This is a genomic window from Verrucomicrobiota bacterium JB022 (assembly GCA_030673845.1).
GTDB lineage: Bacteria > Verrucomicrobiota > Verrucomicrobiia > Opitutales > Oceanipulchritudinaceae > WOUP01.
In genome coordinates, this window is record JAUTCQ010000003.1 from 272,253 (window position 1) to 287,999 (window position 15,747).

Here is a 15,747-nt window from a genome sequence, read left to right on the forward strand (position 1 = left end):
TTCAGCAAAAGCGGCAACCGCCCCTACGACAAGCGTTTCTTTACGTTTATGCGTTGGCTCGCGGCCACGCACGGAAACAAAGGTGCTGCCCGGGCTTTGCCCTGCCTGGCCAAAGGTGGTGACGTGGCCCGGACAGCGTGTGTTTTGACTTGTTGCGCAGAAGCGACTTGAACAAAAGCCAACGAAAGAACTAGCGGCCGAGAGCCTTGCGCGCCTCAATCGCCATCGAGACCAGACGCGTGTGGGCGTCCTGGCTCGATTGCAAGGGCTCCGCGAACGGGATGCGCAGGTCTTCCTGACCGTTTGCCGTATCAATACGAAGATCGAATCCAGCGGCGTCAAGACCAGTCATCGTCGCGGCGGTGGCATCGTGGCGTTTTCCGTGGAAGTGCGCGTAGCGGAGCAGGGCGTCCGCGTGATCGTCGTTCATGTGCTCAATGGCACGTTGGGCGGCAGCCTCGGGTAAAGCGAATGTTTGAGCTTCCATAATTTTAAAGTTGATCCTGAGTCGCAATATCCGCAATTTCAAGCTCCTAATGAGACGCGGATTCAATTTCATGATGATCGCTGCCTTGGTTCTGGGCGGTTTGACTGCAGCCCATGCCGCTCGGCTCGTGACCTTGGGCGGCGCGGCTACCGAAATCGTCTATGCCCTTGGGCAGGGCGATGACGTGATCGCGACCGACCAATCGAGCACCTACCCGCCGGCAGCGGCCGCCTTGCCGCAGGTCGGCTACATCCGCGCCATCAGTGCCGAGGGCGTGCTCTCGCAGGAGCCCGACGCGATTATCGCGACCGACGACCTCGGCCCGCCGGCGGCAGCCGCTCAGCTGCGCCAGGGCGGGGTGCCCTTGACGCTCGTGCCGACCCCGCGCGACGAGCAGAGCCTTTACCACGCCATCGAAGTCGTGGCCCAGGAGCTGGGCGAAGAGGCGAAGGCCCAGACCTTGATCGCCGACATCAAAAAGGACTTTGCCGAGGCCGCCGAGATTTCGCAGGGCAAGGACGCTCCGCGCACCGTGTTTATGCTCGCGCACTTTGGCGGCGGGCGTGCGGCCGGTCGCGGCACGATGGGCGACGGCATGTTGCAGCTGGCCGGTGCCCACAACGTTTTTGGTGATTTCGAGGGCTACAAGCAGGTTTCCGAAGAGGCGATCCTCGAAGAAAACCCCGAGGTGCTGCTGATCGGCGTGATGCCGGGCACCGCCAATACCAGCCGCGAAAGCCTGCTCGCCGCCGTCAACCTCCCGACCTTGGCCGAGCTGCCGGTAAAAGTCGTGCCGCTGGACATCGGCTACTACCTCAGCTTTGGCCCGCGCGCCGGCGAGGCCGCCCGCGATCTCGCGCAGATCCTCCACGGCTCCGCCGACGAATAAGTCATCCGCCATGTCGACCACCCGAGCCGATTATCCTGTGACGCCCACCGCGCTGCCCACCTGGTCGCTCAAGTCCGAGCGAGGGCGCTGGGCGTTGCTGGCGATGCTCGGCCTCGCGCTGATCGGCGTCTCGCTTGGCGCCATCGGGCTGGGAGCCGTCTCGGTTTCCGCGCGCGAGATCCTCGCGGTGCTGGCCGAGCGGGTAGGGCTGGGCACTGCCGAAGTTTCAGCCCTGCGCGAGGCCGTGGTGCTCAACATCCGCCTGCCGCGCGTGGTGCTCGGCATCCTGGTGGGCGGTGGGCTCGCGGTGGCCGGCGCCGCCATGCAGGGCCTCTTCCGCAATCCCTTGGCCGACCCCGGCATCATCGGCGTCTCCAGCGGCGGAGCCATCGGCGCGATCACCATGATCGTGCTCGGCGTGAAGCTGCTACCGCCCGACCTTTACGCGACTTTCGGGCCCTACCTGGTGCCGGTCGCGGCGATGGGCGGCGCCATGGGGATGACGTTTCTCATTTATCGCCTCGCCCGCTCCGGTGGGCGCGTCGACCTCGTCTCGATGTTGCTCGTGGGCATTGCAATCAACGCCATTGGCGGGGCCTTCATGGGCTTCCTCAGCTACATCGCGACCGATGAGCAACTGCGCTCGCTCACCTTCTGGAGCCTGGGCAGTCTGGGCCGGGCCGATTGGGAGCTGATCCGCGCGGGCAGCCTCTTTATCCTCGTGCCGCTCTGCTGGCTCCCCTTCTTCAGCCGCGAGCTCAACGCGCTGCTGCTGGGCGAGGAAGAGGCGCAGCACCTCGGCATCGACGTCACCCGCGCCAAGCGCAAGCTCATCGTGCTGGCGGCCAGCCTCGTCGGCGCGGCGACCGCCCTCTGCGGCGCCATCGGTTTTATCGCCCTCGTGGTGCCGCACATGGTGCGCAGCCTCATCGGGCCCGACCACCGCTTCCTCCTGCCCGCCTCCGCGCTGCTCGGCGGCGTGCTCCTTTTGCTGGCCGATATGGTGGCACGCACGGTGGTCGCCCCCGCAGAGCTGCCCATCGGCATCCTCACCTCGCTGCTGGGCGGTCCCGTTTTCCTCGGGCTGCTCCTGCGGCGTCAACGACTGGTTGGTTAAGCCATGTTACGTGTTTTCGAAGCCTCGGTCGTCCGCCATGGCCGCCGCATTCTCGGGCCGGTCAGCTGCCAGCTCTCGCCCGCTCAGTTGACGGTGATCGTCGGCCCCAACGGCGCGGGCAAGTCTACCCTGCTGCGCGTGATGAGCGGCGCTCTCCGGCCCGATGAGGGCTACGTGACGCTGCACGGTCGCCAGCTCCGAGACTGGCATTCGGCCGAGCTGGCCCGCACGCGCTCCGTCCTTTCCCAATCCTCGCCGCTCCAGTTCGCCTTTTCGGTCGAGGAAGTCGTGCTGCTGGGCCGCACGCCCCACATGCAGGGCTTTGCCCGCCGCCGCGATCGGGAGATCGTCTACGCCGCGCTGCGCCGGGTGGGCATGCTCGCCTTTGCCACGCGGGATTTTACCACGCTCTCGGGCGGTGAAAAGCAGCGCGTGCAGCTGGCACGGGCTCTCGTGCAGCTCGAAGACGAGCAGCAGACGCAGCCCCGCTTTCTCTTGCTCGACGAGCCCGTCTCGGCGCTCGACCTCAAATACCAGCACGAGGTGCTGCACCTCGCCCGTCAGCTGGCCGACGAGGGCCTGGGGGTCTGCGCGATCCTGCACGATCTCAATCAGGCCATCGACTATGCCGACCATGTGCTGGCGCTGCAGACGGGACAGTTGGTGGCCGAAGGGCCGCCCGCCGAGACGCTGACGCCCGCCCTCGTACAGCGCGTCTACGATGTCGAGGCGATGTATGCCGCCGAAAGTGCTACGCCTCACCTCCGCGTCGAGCCGCTGCACGCCCGCTAGATTTCTCACCCATTCATCGAACGATCAACGATTGCGATCACATGAGCAAAGATACCGCCACCATCGCCGAGCCCTCCCCGCAGGAGGCCGTCCTCACTGAAGCCCTCGCCCAATATGAGCAACTGCTGGAGAGCCAGCAGAGCGTTATTATCGGCACCGTCAGCTCTCAAGGGCTGCCCGATGCCAGCTACGCCCCCGCCATTCGCGACGAGGCCAACAATTTTTACGTCTACGTCAGTGCGTTGGCCCGCCATACCAGCGCCCTCAAGTCGGGCCGCAAGGCCAGCGTGATGGTGATCGAAGACGAGGCCAGTGCCGGCCAGCTCTTCGCCCGCAAGCGCGTTACCTACGTCTCCCGCCCGGTGCTGATCGAGCGCGAGACGGAGGAATTCAACCGCCGGATGGATGAGATGGCCGAAAAGCTCGGCGGCGTGGTCGGCCACCTGCGCGGTATGCTCGACTTCGAGCTCTTCCGCCTCGAGCCCGACGAAGGTCGCCTCGTGACCGGTTTTGGCCGCGCCTTCCGCCTCACTGGCGAGGGCATGCGCGAGCTCCACCACCTCGGCGGCGGCTCCGGCCACGGCCACAAAATGAAGCGCGACGCGTAAATTCGCCTGTCACGACGAGAACGTGAAGAATTTGTTGAGAAAAAGTCGCAATCTCATTGACGTCGTAATCGTGTCGATACAGAGTCTCATTAGCATGAAGATGATGCACCTCACCTCTTATCTCCGCGCCGGCGTGGCGCTGCTCTCTCTCGCCGTGGCGGCTCCGCTCTCGGCTTTCACCGTCAGCCTGCCGGGCGTCAGCGAATTCGAAGGCTGGGAAGGCCTGAACAACACCAACTACACGGCCCCCACCTACACCGGCGGTTTCATGAATGCCGATGCCGACTGGGGCGCGCCCGTGCAGTCCAATGTCAGCGGCTCCGCAGGCTTTGCTGCGCTGGACAAGGTTTCCGGCGGCGGCTACTTCGCCTCCACCTCGATCTACTCGGCCTTCTCGCCCGGCACCTTCAGCATTACCAACAGTAATGCGCTGGCGGGCCTCGAAACGGTCGTCTTCCAGCTCGAAGCGGTCAGCACCGATCCGATCGTGCCCACGTTGAGCTTCAACGGAGGCACGCAAAGCCTGGAGGCCGATCTGACCTGGCTGACCCTCGGCGACACCGAGACCAGCTTCGGCGACTCGACCATTTACACCTTCCAGTGGGACTTGAGCACGCTCGCCGGCATCACGGACTACGTGATCACCTACAGCGGTCCTCAGCACTTCTCCCAAGTCGGCATGTCGCTCTACAGCGGTGACACCTTTGCTCCGGTTGGCGCCGCCGTGCCCGAGCCGAGCACTTATGCCGCGATCTTTGGCTCCCTCGCTCTCTTGACGGTGGCTGCGCGCCGCCGGATGAAGCGTTAAGTCAATCGTTGACCTCGCTCGATCCATGCCGCCTTGGGCTTCGGCCCGGGGCGGCTACCCCTTTCACCCTCACCACATCCCGATGGACTTGCTTGTAGACTGGTTCCTCAAAGGCGGCTGGATCATGTGGCCGCTGTTGGTCCTGTCGGTGCTGCTCGTCGCCGTCGCCCTGGAGCGCGCGGCCTTCCACCTGCGGCATCGCTGTTCCTATCGCCACCTGCTCCACGAGCTGCCCTGCGCCTTCGAGTGCGCCAAGGGCGGTCGCAAGCCGGGATGCCTGGAGCGCGACCCCGACGCGCCGCTGCGCCGGATCACCGCCACCTACCTCGACCACCTCCACTACCCGCGAGGCGAGCGCCACAAGGTGCTCCAGCGCGAGGGCGACCGCATCTTGCGCGAGTGTAATGCCCACCTCAAGCTGGTCGGCTGCATCGCCCAAGTCGCGCCGTTGATGGGCCTGCTCGGCACCGTGACCGGCCTCGTGGCCGCCTTTTACCACATCCAGCTGCTCGGCGGCAAAGTCGTGCCGTCGGATCTGGCGGGCGGTATCTGGGAGGCGCTGATCACCACCGTGGCAGGCCTCTGCGTGGGCATCCCCGCGTTGCTCGTCTACCAATTTTTCCACGCCCGGGCCGAGCGCATCGCCAAGCAGATGCAAGACCTGGTGAGCGAGCTCGACGAGCTGTATTTCTGCTCTCGCTACCGCAACAAGCTTTCGAACATCAGCGAAGGCATGAGCCGGGTGTCGCCCGAAGGTGCGGCCACGCAAACCCGCATGGGCTGAGGCGATATGGCGGTCAACTTCACCAGCCCGGCGGCCCACGCGCCGCACATCGAGATGACGCCGCTGATCGACGTCGTGTTCCAGCTGCTGGTGTTTTTCATGCTCACCTCCGTCTTCGCCCCGCCCGCGATCGAGCTGACGCTGCCTGAGCTGAAGGGCGAGCCCTCCGACGCGCAGCCAAGCCTCGTGCTGCACCTCAATGCCCAGGGCGCGATTTTCCTCAACGACGAGCCCCTGCCCGAGACCGATCTCGTGGAGCGCTTGCGCGCCGCCCTGGCCGAGCAGGACGACAAGGCCGTCTACTTTCGCGGCGACAAGGATGCCGCCTACCAGACCGTGCTGCGCCTGATGCAGGAAGCGACGGAAGCGGGTGCCACCCGCTTCCAGTTTATCTACGAGCCTGAGTCATGAAGGCGCGCCGCCGACGCTCATGGTTCGATCTGAGGGCGGCCATTGCCTGCTCGCTGCTCTTCCATGCCGCCTTGGCGGTCGCGTTCAAGAGCCATCAGGTGCCGCCGCCGGAAATCCGGTTCGAGCAGCACCAGCACTCGGTCGAAGCCACTTTCGTTCCTTTACAGCCGCCTCCGCCCGAGCCACCACCGGTGCCGGTCGAGCAGGCCCCACCGCCTCCGCCGCCCACGCCCGCCATCATCGCCGCGCAAGAGGCCGAGGTAGAGCTGGCGCCCCCTCCGCCACCGGAGCCCGAGCCGCAGCTGGAGCCGGTCGAGCCCGAACCGCTCCTCGAGGCGCCCCCGCAACCCGAACCTGAGCCCGAGCCGGAGACGCCGGAGCCCGCAGAACCCGAGCCGCAGGCCGCCCCTCCCGCGCCAACGCCTCCGCCCGTGCCCGAGGCTGTCGCCAGTAACGTCGCCACTCAGCCCATGCGCGGCGTTCAGGACTTTTCCGATCTACCTACTGCACGCTACAACCCGCCGCCGCGCTACCCGGCCAACGCCCGCCGCGAAGGTCGCGAAGGCCTCGTGATGGTCGCCATCCAGGTCAGCCCGCAAGGCCGCGTGTTGGAGGTGAACCTGGCCCACAGCTCCGGCCACGACGACCTCGACCAACGCGCGCTCTCGGCGGTGCGCCGTTGGCGCTTTGAACCTCTCGGGGGCCGCGACGCCCTCACCTTCGAATATCCCATCCAATTCACTTTACAATGAAGACGCTCTACGCCCTCACCTCGCTCTTTTGCCTCATTTCGGCTGCCGCCGCCCAATCGACCGCCTTTGTCGATCCCGGCTTCGAAGGCACCACCCAGCATTCGGAGTGGGACATCTTCACCCATCCCTCTGGCGGCGTCAATGTGCCTGACTCCGTGGGCACCGTCGGTGAAATCCGGCAGACTTCGGGCAACGCCATCATCACCTCGACGGCCAATATCTACAGCCCTGCCCGCGATATGACCTTTTCGCTCACGGCCGATTCGCCGGAGCCGCTGGGTATGATCTCGCTCCAGTACCGCCTCTGGGGGCAGGGCAACGCCTTTCTCGGCACCACCCTCCTGCTCAATGGCGGCGAGACCGTGCTCCAGCCGGACAGCAGCGAGCAAGTCTATTACCAGGAAGGAGAGTCCGGCTTTGGCGATACGATCGACCAGGCGATGCACTACCAGTGGGACGTAAGCCAATACGATGTGACTTCCTACGAAATCCAGTTTGTGGTGCTGATCCACAACAGCCTCGACCAGGTGCGCCTCGATACCGTTACCCGTGTGGACGACCATATCGAGCTGCAGGCGCCGGAGGTGCTTTCGACCACCCTCGTCGACGGCCAGCCGACCGTCACCTTTACCACCGTGAGCGGCCAGAGCTACCAGCTCGAAGCCTCCGGCGATGGGGCTACCTGGTCGGCCATCGGCACCGAAGTGGCGGGCGACGGCGAAACCCAGAGCCTCAGCGACGCCACCTATGCCGGCACCGAAGTCCGATACTACCGTGTGATTGCCCGCTAAAGGCCGCCCGATGAAATCCATTTTGACTGGCAAGATGCTGGCCCTCGGTTGGGCCGCCTGGCTTTGCGCTGCTCCCCTGCACGCGCAGGCCGAAGATTCCGAAAACGCTCAGCGCGAGCGCGTGCGCATGCCCACGCTCACCGTCACCGCAACCCGCACGGAGCGTCCGGTCATGAAGACCCCCGCCAGCGTCGTCGCTGTCGATATGGACAGCTTCAACCGGCAGGGTGGGGCGGACGCGGGCGACGTGGTGCGCTACGAGCCGGGTATCTCCATCCCGTTCGAGTTTACTGGTGTGGACTCGTATGTGCCTTATCGCGGTGGCGGTTTCACCAACTACCGGGTGCGTGGGGTCGAGGGCAACCGCGTGCTGCTCACGGTCGACGGCATCCGCATGCCCCCGCAGTTCAACTTCAGCGGCGGCAACGGTCGAGACTACTTCGATCCCGCCGTCTTCGACCGCGTTGAGGTGCTGAAGGGCTCCGGCTCTACGCTCTTTGGCAGCGATGCGATGGGCGGAGTGGTGGCGTTCGAGACGCGCTCGCTACAGGAGGACTTGATCGACTCCGACCGGCCGTGGATCTTCCGCAACCGCGTGCTGTTGCAGGAAGTCGACGACAGCATCAAGAACGTCGCCAACTTCGGCTGGAAGAGCGAGCCCCTCTATATCACGCTCGTCAATTCTTACCAGAACGGGCACGAGGTGAAGAACGACCGCGGCCGCATCGACGCCAACCCGGTCGACACCTGGAGCAACCACATCCTCGGCAAGGTCGGTTATTCGCCCAACGAGGTCCACCAGCTCACCTTCACCGCCGAGAATTTCCAGCGCAGCACCGATACCGACGTCAACACCTCCGAGCGCACCTGGGCCTCCCCCTTCAACTACTACGTATTCAATACGGCGGATGATGAGCGCACCCGGCTGAGTCTTGACTATCAGCAGCTTCCGGTCGAAGCATGGTGGCAGGCGCTGGATGTGAAGGTCTACTACCAGACCTCCGATACGAGCAGCTTTACCAACACCCAGTCCAGCGCTGCACTGGCTCCGCCGCCCACCACTCGCGACCGCGACGACTATATCGGCTTTGATCACGAGATTTACGGCCTGAACCTCCAGTTGACCAAGGAGGCCTACTTCTGGGGGCTCGAGCATACCTTCGTCGGCGGCTTTGAAGGCTCGATGGAGTGGGCGAAAAATACCTTCCGTCGCGTCGACCGTAAGCCTCTGGAGAGAGGCGCCGTCATGCCCGGCTTCGATCCCTCCGACCTGATCCGGGGCGACGTTTACCTGCAAGACGTGGTGGAGGTCGATCGCTGGCTCTTTCAACTGGGCCTGCGCGCGGGATACTACGAGATTCAGCCGAGTCACGACCCTGAGTTTCTGGAGCAATCGGAATTCGTCACGGCTGCCCCGGACTACGATAACCTCGCGATTTCGCCCAGCCTCGCCATCCAGTATGAGATCAATCCCGATACGATCGTCTGGACCCGCTATGCGCGCGGCATCCGCAACCCCAGCCTCGAAAACTACGTCGGCTTCTTTGACCACCTGGGCGACTTTCAGCAGATACCCAACCCGAATCTCACGGAGGAAAGCAGCGATTCTTTCGACCTCGGAGTGAAGCGGGACGGTGAATATGTTACTCTCGACGCCAGCGTCTTCTACGCCTTCTACCGAGACTTTTTCGTGACGGTGCAGGTCGACGACAGCACCTATCAGACGCAGAACGTGGACGAGGTCGACATCTACGGGCTCGACTTGAGCATCCAATACCGCCTGCGCCACCTCAGCGAGAGCCTCGACGGTTTTTCCGTGGGCCTGAAGCTCAACCTTTCCGAAGGCGAAGACCAGAATACCGGCGAGGGCGTGGACGAAGTCGACCCCTATACCGTGGTCGGGCACCTGGCCTACGACGCGCCCTCGGGCCGTTGGGGCACGCGCCTGATCGGCACCTATCGCGCCCGCAAGGACGACCCGTCAGACAACTACCTCGGGTCTGGCCTGATCATCCCGCCCAGCTCGTTTGTGCTCGACCTGTCCGCGTATTGGCAGGTGCGGGACAACCTGTCGCTCGACCTTGGGGTCCGCAACCTGACCGATGAGCGCTACTGGGTGTGGCCCAATGCGGGTGGAGCCGATCACAGCTTCAACGAAGACCCGGAGCTGGCCGTGCGCCCCGGGATCAACGTCTACTTCGCGCTTAACTTCGAGCTGTAGCCGGGGCACCGACGGCGGGGCCGCCCTCCGTGCTCGCGGTCAATCGCACCACAAAAGCGAGCGCGGAGGAGGTGACGGCGAGTGCCACCACGCCCAGCCAGCCGAATTGGCCGAGGATCCAGCCACCCAGCCCGGCCCCGGCCGACATGCCGGCAAACATCCCGAAGAGCAGGATTGCGTTGAGGCGGCTGCGCGCTGCCGGGTCGATCCCGTAGATGATCGTCTGGTGCGAGACGGTCGTGGCCTGCATCCCCAGGTCGAAGCCGATCACGCCCGCCACCAGCAGCCACACTTGGTGGCTCGGAGCAAAGAACGGCGCGAAGGCCATGATGCCAAACGAGGCGGCGCTCAAGGCCGTGCTCAGGCGCGTCACCACCTCCGGGCCGTGGCGGTCGGCCAGCTTGCCGGCAAAGGGGGCGATGAGCGCGCCGGCGGCCCCGGCAATGCCGAATATGCCCGCCACCGTGCTGCCGAGGTGAAACGGCTCACCGTGGAGGATCAGCGCGAGCGTCGACCAAAAGGCGCTGAAGCTCACCGCCACCAGCCCCTGCGCGATGGCCGCACGACGTACCGACGGGTATTTCTGCCACAGGTGGCCGAGCGAGGCCATCAGCGCGCCATAGCGCAACTGAGTCAGCACGGGGGTACTCGGCATGCCCCGCCAGGCAATTACCAGGAGCCCGCCGATGCTCGCCGCCGCGATGTAAAACATCTCGCGCCAGCCCAGGTATTCGGCCACGAAGCCGCTCACCACCCGCGAAACGAGGATGCCCAGCAGCAGGCCCGTCATCACGGTGCCCACCGTCTTGCCCCGGCTGTGATCAGGGGCCAGCATGGCCGTTCCAGAGACGACGTCCTGCGCCAGCGTCGAAGTCAGGCCGATGAGGAGGCTCGCCACCGCCAGCACGGCCATGGAGGGCGCGGCGGCACTGGCGACGAGGGCACCGATCAGCAGCACGGCCTTGATCATCACGATCCGCCGCCGGTCATGGCGGTCGCCCAAAGGCCCGAGGAAGAGCAGCCCTGCCGCATAACCCATTTGGGTGAGCATCGGCACCAGGCTCATCACGCCGTCGGAGTAGTGGAGGTCGCGCCCCATCAAGGCCAGCATCGGCTGGCTGTAGTAGAGCGTCGCCACGGCAAGGCCCGTGATCGTCGCAAGCAGCAGCACCGTGCTGCGGGTGAGGACGTTGCGACTATGCGCTGGCAGTATGTCGGCCTTCATGATAGCGCTATTATACAGGCAGATGCGTTCTTGGGTAGACGGCGCGTCGGCATAATGGTTATACGTGTTGCGCATGAAAGAGCCTATGCCGGTATCCAGTCTGTTTGCCGGCGGCAACGACCGCCTCGACCTGCTGCAAACCTTTGTCCGCATTGTGGAGGCAGGTAGCCTGTCCGCCGCCGCCGCGAGCCTCGGCACGACGCAGCCCACCGTCAGCCGCCGCCTGCAACAGCTGGAGCGCCTGCTCGGGCGTCGCCTGATTCACCGCTCGACTCACTCCATGCGCCTGAGCGAAGACGGCGAGCGCTGTTACCAACGCGCCAAGGAGATCCTGACCGCGTGGACGGCCTTTGAGGTGGACCTGCAGGGAGACGATGCCGAACCGGAAGGGCTGTTACGCGTCTTCGCGCCCCATGCCTTTGGTCAACACCTGATGGTCGGCCCACTGGCGGAGTTCATGCGGCGCTACCCCAAGGTGACGGTCGAGTGGCTGCTCAAGGACTATGCGCCCAACTTCATCGAAGAAGGGGTCGACTGCGCCATCCTCGTCGGCGAAGTGCGCGATCCTTTGACCGTCGCCGTACGGCTGGCCGCTGTGCCGCGCATTGTCGTCTGCGCTCCCCAACTGCTGGAGGGTGGAGAGGCGCTCACCGATGTGGCCGACCTCAGCCGCCTGCCCTGGCTCGCCCTGCGCACCTACTATTACAAGGACGTGCTGCTGCAACACACGCCTACCGGCAAATCGACTCGGCTCAGCCTGCGCCCCCGCTTCAGCACCGACAACCTGTATGCCCTCCGCAGCGCTGCTCTCCGTGGCCTGGGCGCGTGCGTAGTGTCCTCCTGGGTGGTGGCGGATGATCTGGCGGAAGGACGCCTGGTGCGCCTGATGCCCGAGTGGGAAGCTGCGCCCATCCCGATCCATCTCATCTACCCTTATGCGACTCACTATTCGCCCGCGCTCCTGCGCTTTGTGCAGACCATGCGTGCCCGTACGGCTGAAGCGTTGGGCGAGACGGTCTTGCGGGGCAAGTGACACAAAAAAGCCCCGACTGGCGAGCAGGCGGGGCAGGAAATGGATGGTTAGCCTGGCTTCCTAGAAGCTGGGGCTGAACGAGATGGTGGCGCCGGCGAGCACGATCTGGTCGTCGCCTTGTTGCCACTCGGTATCGTTGAGCAGCACCTTGAAGGTGAGTTCGCCCTCAACCTGGTTGGAAGACCAGCACCACTCGTCGGCACCGCAGTTTTCCATCAGCACACCTTGATCCCAGCTCAGGCCATTGCCCTCGCCGCGGATGTAAAGCTGGTTGCCGTAGCCGATATCCACCTTACAGACGACCGTCGTCACCGAGCCGGAGCGCGGGGCAGGGGAAGTCGTAGTGGGCGCGTCGGCAGCTTGCGTCACGGAAGGCGTGCTAGCCTTCTTCGCAGCGCTCTTGCGCACAGCCTTCTTGGTCGTCTTCTTGACGGGCGTTGCCGCGGTCGCCGGAGCTTCCTTGACCGGGGCGGGCTTTTCCACCGCGGGGACTGGCGTCACGGGTTGGTTCGTCGAGACGGCCTTGGTGGCTGCCTTGGTTGCTTTCTTGGCCGCGGTCTTCTTTACCGCCGTCTTTTTCGCAGCGACTTTTTTGGTCGTGGCCTTCTTCGTCGGTTCAGATGCCATATAATATCCCCTGAGAGTGGTCGGTGTTACCTATTAAGATGAATTCGAGAGAGCGTAGTGGGAAGCAGGTCTGCAAGTACTTGCCTGTTAACCATGAATACTCACGTTTCGCAACTCTGAAGTGAAAAAAATGGCTTTCTTTGCACCGAAAGCCCCTTCGAGTGAGGCCGTTGGCCCAGGAGGGCGGGTGTCCCAAGCTGCTGAATCCGATCAGGCTGCGTGCTTAGGCACCGGTGTAGCCGTAGAGTTCGATGCCCCATTCGCGTGCCTGCCGCAAGACGGCCTCCTGCTGCAGGATCACGACGCGGTCCACCTCCAGGGCAGCCGTCTGGATCCCTGCGGTGCGCATCGATTCCAACGTGCGGTGGCCGAAGACGGGCCAGTCAAAATATGGATTCTGGCCGGGCTTGCTCGTTTTTACGAAAATGAGGCCTTCGGTCTTGTACTTGTTGGCGCGGGCCAGCATGTCGTCGGTCCCCTCAAACGCTTCGACCGCCAGCACAGTGCCCTTCCGCACGACGACTCCCTGGCCCACATCGAGGCGGGCCATCTCTTTGGCAATGCGGATGCCGTGCTCGATGTAGCCAGCCTTGGCCTGCAGCGAGCCGCCGGTCATCACGCCGGGCCGCGCGAGCTGGCCGTCCATGAACGCGCGCGCGTCGAGCATCGTGACGCCGATCTTCTGCACCTCGCGAGCAAGGGCACCGAAGATCGTCTCGGCGTTGCGCTCCTTCAGCGTGGCCAGCAGCGTGATCGCCTTCAAGTCGGGCGAGAGATCCTTGAAGAGCCGCCCGGGGGTGACTTGCCCCACGAAGAGGCAATAGCCCGCCTGCAGTTGCTGGAGCGCTTTCAGCATCTTGCCGATCTGGCCGACCTTGATCGTGGCGCGTTCACGCTCGGGGAACGTATCGACCAGGGCGGGGTCGGTCTCGCCCGCCAGCTCGATCAACCGCACCGGCACCCCCGCCGCCCGCATCGCCTGGACGACGAGCCACGGGTAGTCGCGTTGACCCGCCACCACGGCAACCGGGCGGCGGGCATCGAAATCGGCAGGCAGGAAGCGGGAGGGGAGCGGTCCGTTCATGCGGCGTTACTGCTGGGCTCCGGAAGTGGTGTCGAGCACGATGGCGTCGTCGCTGTGGGCGCGGTTGAAGGCGCTGACCAAGGCCTGCATGCCGCCGTATTCGACGTTTACCTCGATGCTGGCGCCCCAGAAGAGCTGGCCGTCTTCGCGCTGCAGGCAGATAAAGCTGGCGGCCTCGGCGGCAGAGCCCTTCGTCAGGGCCTTTTGCGAGTAGTCCATCAGCTTGAAGTTCTTCCAACCCGCTTCGTCCAGCGCATTGACGAAGGCCGAGATGGGGCCGTTGCCCGCGCCCTTCAAAGCGTAGTCCTTGCCCTTCCAGCGCACCTTCACGTCCAGCTCCATCTTGTGGTAGCTGCCGTTGCTGCGGCGCAGGTCGTACTCGACCAACTCCAGCGGGCTGGTGCGGCCGGTGTATTCCTGATAGAAAGCGTCCTTGATCTGGTCGGCCGTCAGCTCGCTCGCTTCGCGGTCGGCCAAGGTCGTAGCGACGAGGCCAAACTCCGGGTGCATCAGCTTGGGCATCTCAATGCCGAAGGCCCGCTCCAGCACGTAGGCCACTCCCCCCTTGCCGCTCTGGCTGTTGATGCGGATGATCGCCTGGTAGCTGCGACCGATGTCGTGCGGGTCCAGCGGCAGGTAGGGCACCTGCCACAAGATGCTGTCGTCGGCGCTCTGGCCCTGAACGTGCGGGGCCTCTTCGATCTCCTGGGCGCGGGCGGCCATGCCCTTGCGGATGGCGTCCTGGTGGCTGCCGCTGAAGGCGGTGTAGGCCAGGTCGCCGGCGTAGGGGGCGCGGTCGTGCACGCTCATACGCGTCACACGCTCATACACGCTGCGAATTTCGGGCAAGTCGCCGAAGTCCAGCTTCGGGTCGACGCCGTGGTTGTACATGTTCAGCGCCACCGTCACGATGTCCAGATTGCCGGTGCGCTCGCCATTGCCAAACAAGGTGCCTTCGACGCGGTCGGCCCCGGCCATCAGGCCCAGCTCGGTCGCGGCGACACCCGTGCCCCGGTCGTTGTGCGTGTGCAGGCTGATGATCACGCTGTCGCGACGGCTCAGGTGGCGGATGAACCACTCGATCTGGTCGGCGTGGACGTTGGGGGTCGCGTACTGGACGGTGTCGGGCAGGTTCAGGATCAGCGGATTGTCCGGCGTCGGCTGGATCACGTCCAGCACTGCCTCGCACACCTCCAGGCTGTATTCCAGCTCGGTATCGCTGAACGATTCGGGCGAGTACTGGTAGCGGATCTTGGTGCCGCCTTTGACGGTGCTTTCCAGGTCGCGGCACAGCTTGGCCGCATCGACGGCGATCTGCTTGATCTGCGCCTTCGACATGTTGAACGTCACACGGCGCTGCAGCGGGTTGGTGCTGTTGTAAAAGTGGATGATCGCGGTCGGCGCGCCGTCGATCGCCTCAAAGCTGCGGCGCAGCAAGGCCTCGCGGCACTGCACCAGCACCTGCACGGCGACATCCGGCGGGATGCGGTTTTCCTCCACCAGGCGGCGGGCAAAGCGAAACTCGGTGTCGCTCGCGCTGGGGAAGCCGATCTCGATTTCCTTGAACCCGATGCGCAGCAGCAGGTCGAAATACTCCAGTTTTTCGGCGACCGACATGGGGATCGGCAGCGCCTGATTACCGTCGCGCAAGTCGACGCTGCACCAGATGGGCGCACGGTCGATCACCCGGTTGGGCCATTGCCGGTCGGGCAACTGGACGGTCGGGTAGGGGCGGTATTTCGTGATGGGAGCACGTTGCATGGTAAAAACTTTCTCTCTCGGTAAATGCGGGAAGGACGAACCGAAGAAAAGACGGGTCCGTCATGGTCATATCATCTTGCAGCCGATGGCAACTGTGAAGCGCACCTCGCGCCACCGGAAAGCCCCACACATGGAAGGGACTTGAGTCAGGAATATCTGGCGAATTGTCTGCCGCGCCCGCGCCAGCCGGGCACCTTCATTTAAGCTCCCCCACCGGGGAGAAGCAGCGCCAGCCCAAGACCCAGCAACGCGGCCCGCATGCCGTGTTGGTGCTCCCAATCGAGGGTAAAGGTTGGCGTGGTGTGACTCATGGAAAGCGCAGTAAAGCGGGTCGGGAGGCGGAAGTCAAGCGGGTGG

The 15,747-nt window shown here is 64.4% G+C and carries 16 protein-coding genes; 11 read left to right on the forward strand and 5 right to left on the reverse strand.

The features are described from left to right. Positions 1 to 190: 190 nt before the first annotated feature. Positions 191 to 487: a DUF2470 domain-containing protein gene (locus Q7P63_02865; protein ID MDP0499019.1), complete on the reverse strand. Its 297-nt coding sequence runs from the start codon at positions 485 to 487 to the stop codon at positions 191 to 193. Positions 488 to 557: 70 nt separating this feature from the next. On the opposite strand from Q7P63_02865, the gene Q7P63_02870 reads away from it, so the two are divergent. The 10 genes from Q7P63_02870 (at position 558) to Q7P63_02915 (ending at position 9,660) form a co-directional block, all read left to right on the forward strand. Further along, positions 558 to 1,376, forward strand: a complete 819-nt coding sequence (locus Q7P63_02870) for an ABC transporter substrate-binding protein (GenBank protein ID MDP0499020.1) — start codon at positions 558 to 560, stop codon at positions 1,374 to 1,376. A 10-nt stretch (positions 1,377 to 1,386) separates the two neighbouring features. Then, the gene (locus Q7P63_02875; protein MDP0499021.1) at positions 1,387 to 2,493 is read left to right on the forward strand and encodes an iron ABC transporter permease; all 1,107 of its coding nucleotides are present in this window, start codon (positions 1,387 to 1,389) and stop codon (positions 2,491 to 2,493) included. Between the two features lie 3 nt (positions 2,494 to 2,496). Continuing rightward, positions 2,497 to 3,285, forward strand: a complete 789-nt coding sequence (locus Q7P63_02880; GenBank protein ID MDP0499022.1) for a heme ABC transporter ATP-binding protein — start codon at positions 2,497 to 2,499, stop codon at positions 3,283 to 3,285. A gap of 41 nt (positions 3,286 to 3,326) precedes the next feature. Next, on the forward strand, positions 3,327 to 3,893 hold the full coding sequence (locus Q7P63_02885; protein ID MDP0499023.1) for a pyridoxamine 5'-phosphate oxidase family protein: 567 nt from the start codon (positions 3,327 to 3,329) through the stop codon (positions 3,891 to 3,893). 94 nt (positions 3,894 to 3,987) lie between these two features. Further along, positions 3,988 to 4,701, forward strand: a complete 714-nt coding sequence (locus Q7P63_02890; GenBank protein ID MDP0499024.1) for a PEP-CTERM sorting domain-containing protein — start codon at positions 3,988 to 3,990, stop codon at positions 4,699 to 4,701. An 82-nt stretch (positions 4,702 to 4,783) separates the two neighbouring features. Then, the gene (locus Q7P63_02895) at positions 4,784 to 5,485 is read left to right on the forward strand and encodes a MotA/TolQ/ExbB proton channel family protein (GenBank protein ID MDP0499025.1); all 702 of its coding nucleotides are present in this window, start codon (positions 4,784 to 4,786) and stop codon (positions 5,483 to 5,485) included. Positions 5,486 to 5,491: 6 nt separating this feature from the next. Further along, on the forward strand, positions 5,492 to 5,896 hold the full coding sequence (locus Q7P63_02900) for a biopolymer transporter ExbD (GenBank protein ID MDP0499026.1): 405 nt from the start codon (positions 5,492 to 5,494) through the stop codon (positions 5,894 to 5,896). Beyond that, positions 5,893 to 6,648, forward strand: coding sequence for an energy transducer TonB (locus Q7P63_02905; GenBank protein MDP0499027.1), 756 nt, complete (start codon positions 5,893 to 5,895; stop codon positions 6,646 to 6,648). The genes Q7P63_02900 and Q7P63_02905 overlap by 4 nt, the downstream gene beginning before the upstream one ends. Continuing rightward, positions 6,645 to 7,439, forward strand: coding sequence for a hypothetical protein (locus Q7P63_02910; protein MDP0499028.1), 795 nt, complete (start codon positions 6,645 to 6,647; stop codon positions 7,437 to 7,439). The genes Q7P63_02905 and Q7P63_02910 overlap by 4 nt, the downstream gene beginning before the upstream one ends. A gap of 10 nt (positions 7,440 to 7,449) precedes the next feature. Further along, entirely contained in the window at positions 7,450 to 9,660 is a 2,211-nt protein-coding gene (locus Q7P63_02915; GenBank protein ID MDP0499029.1) for a TonB-dependent receptor, read from the forward strand. Here Q7P63_02915 and Q7P63_02920 read toward each other — a convergent pair. Then, positions 9,644 to 10,885 carry an MFS transporter gene (locus tag Q7P63_02920; GenBank protein ID MDP0499030.1) on the reverse strand — a complete coding sequence of 414 codons (1,242 nt, stop codon included), beginning with the start codon at positions 10,883 to 10,885 and terminating at the stop codon, positions 9,644 to 9,646. The genes Q7P63_02915 and Q7P63_02920 overlap by 17 nt on opposite strands. A gap of 85 nt (positions 10,886 to 10,970) precedes the next feature. Here Q7P63_02920 and Q7P63_02925 point away from each other — a divergent pair, with 85 nt between their 5' ends. Then, positions 10,971 to 11,918 (forward strand): LysR substrate-binding domain-containing protein, encoded by a 948-nt coding sequence (locus Q7P63_02925; protein ID MDP0499031.1) that lies wholly within the window; start codon positions 10,971 to 10,973, stop codon positions 11,916 to 11,918. Positions 11,919 to 11,978: 60 nt separating this feature from the next. Here Q7P63_02925 and Q7P63_02930 read toward each other — a convergent pair whose 3' ends face one another. The 3 genes from Q7P63_02930 to leuA all read right to left on the reverse strand — a co-directional run bounded on the left by Q7P63_02930 (position 11,979) and on the right by leuA (position 15,390). Beyond that, positions 11,979 to 12,545 (reverse strand): hypothetical protein, encoded by a 567-nt coding sequence (locus Q7P63_02930; GenBank protein MDP0499032.1) that lies wholly within the window; start codon positions 12,543 to 12,545, stop codon positions 11,979 to 11,981. A 223-nt stretch (positions 12,546 to 12,768) separates the two neighbouring features. Next, positions 12,769 to 13,629, reverse strand: a complete 861-nt coding sequence (lpxI, locus tag Q7P63_02935) for a UDP-2,3-diacylglucosamine diphosphatase LpxI (GenBank protein MDP0499033.1) — start codon at positions 13,627 to 13,629, stop codon at positions 12,769 to 12,771. 6 nt (positions 13,630 to 13,635) lie between these two features. Continuing rightward, positions 13,636 to 15,390 (reverse strand): 2-isopropylmalate synthase, encoded by a 1,755-nt coding sequence (gene leuA, locus Q7P63_02940; protein MDP0499034.1) that lies wholly within the window; start codon positions 15,388 to 15,390, stop codon positions 13,636 to 13,638. Positions 15,391 to 15,747: the final 357 nt, after the last annotated feature.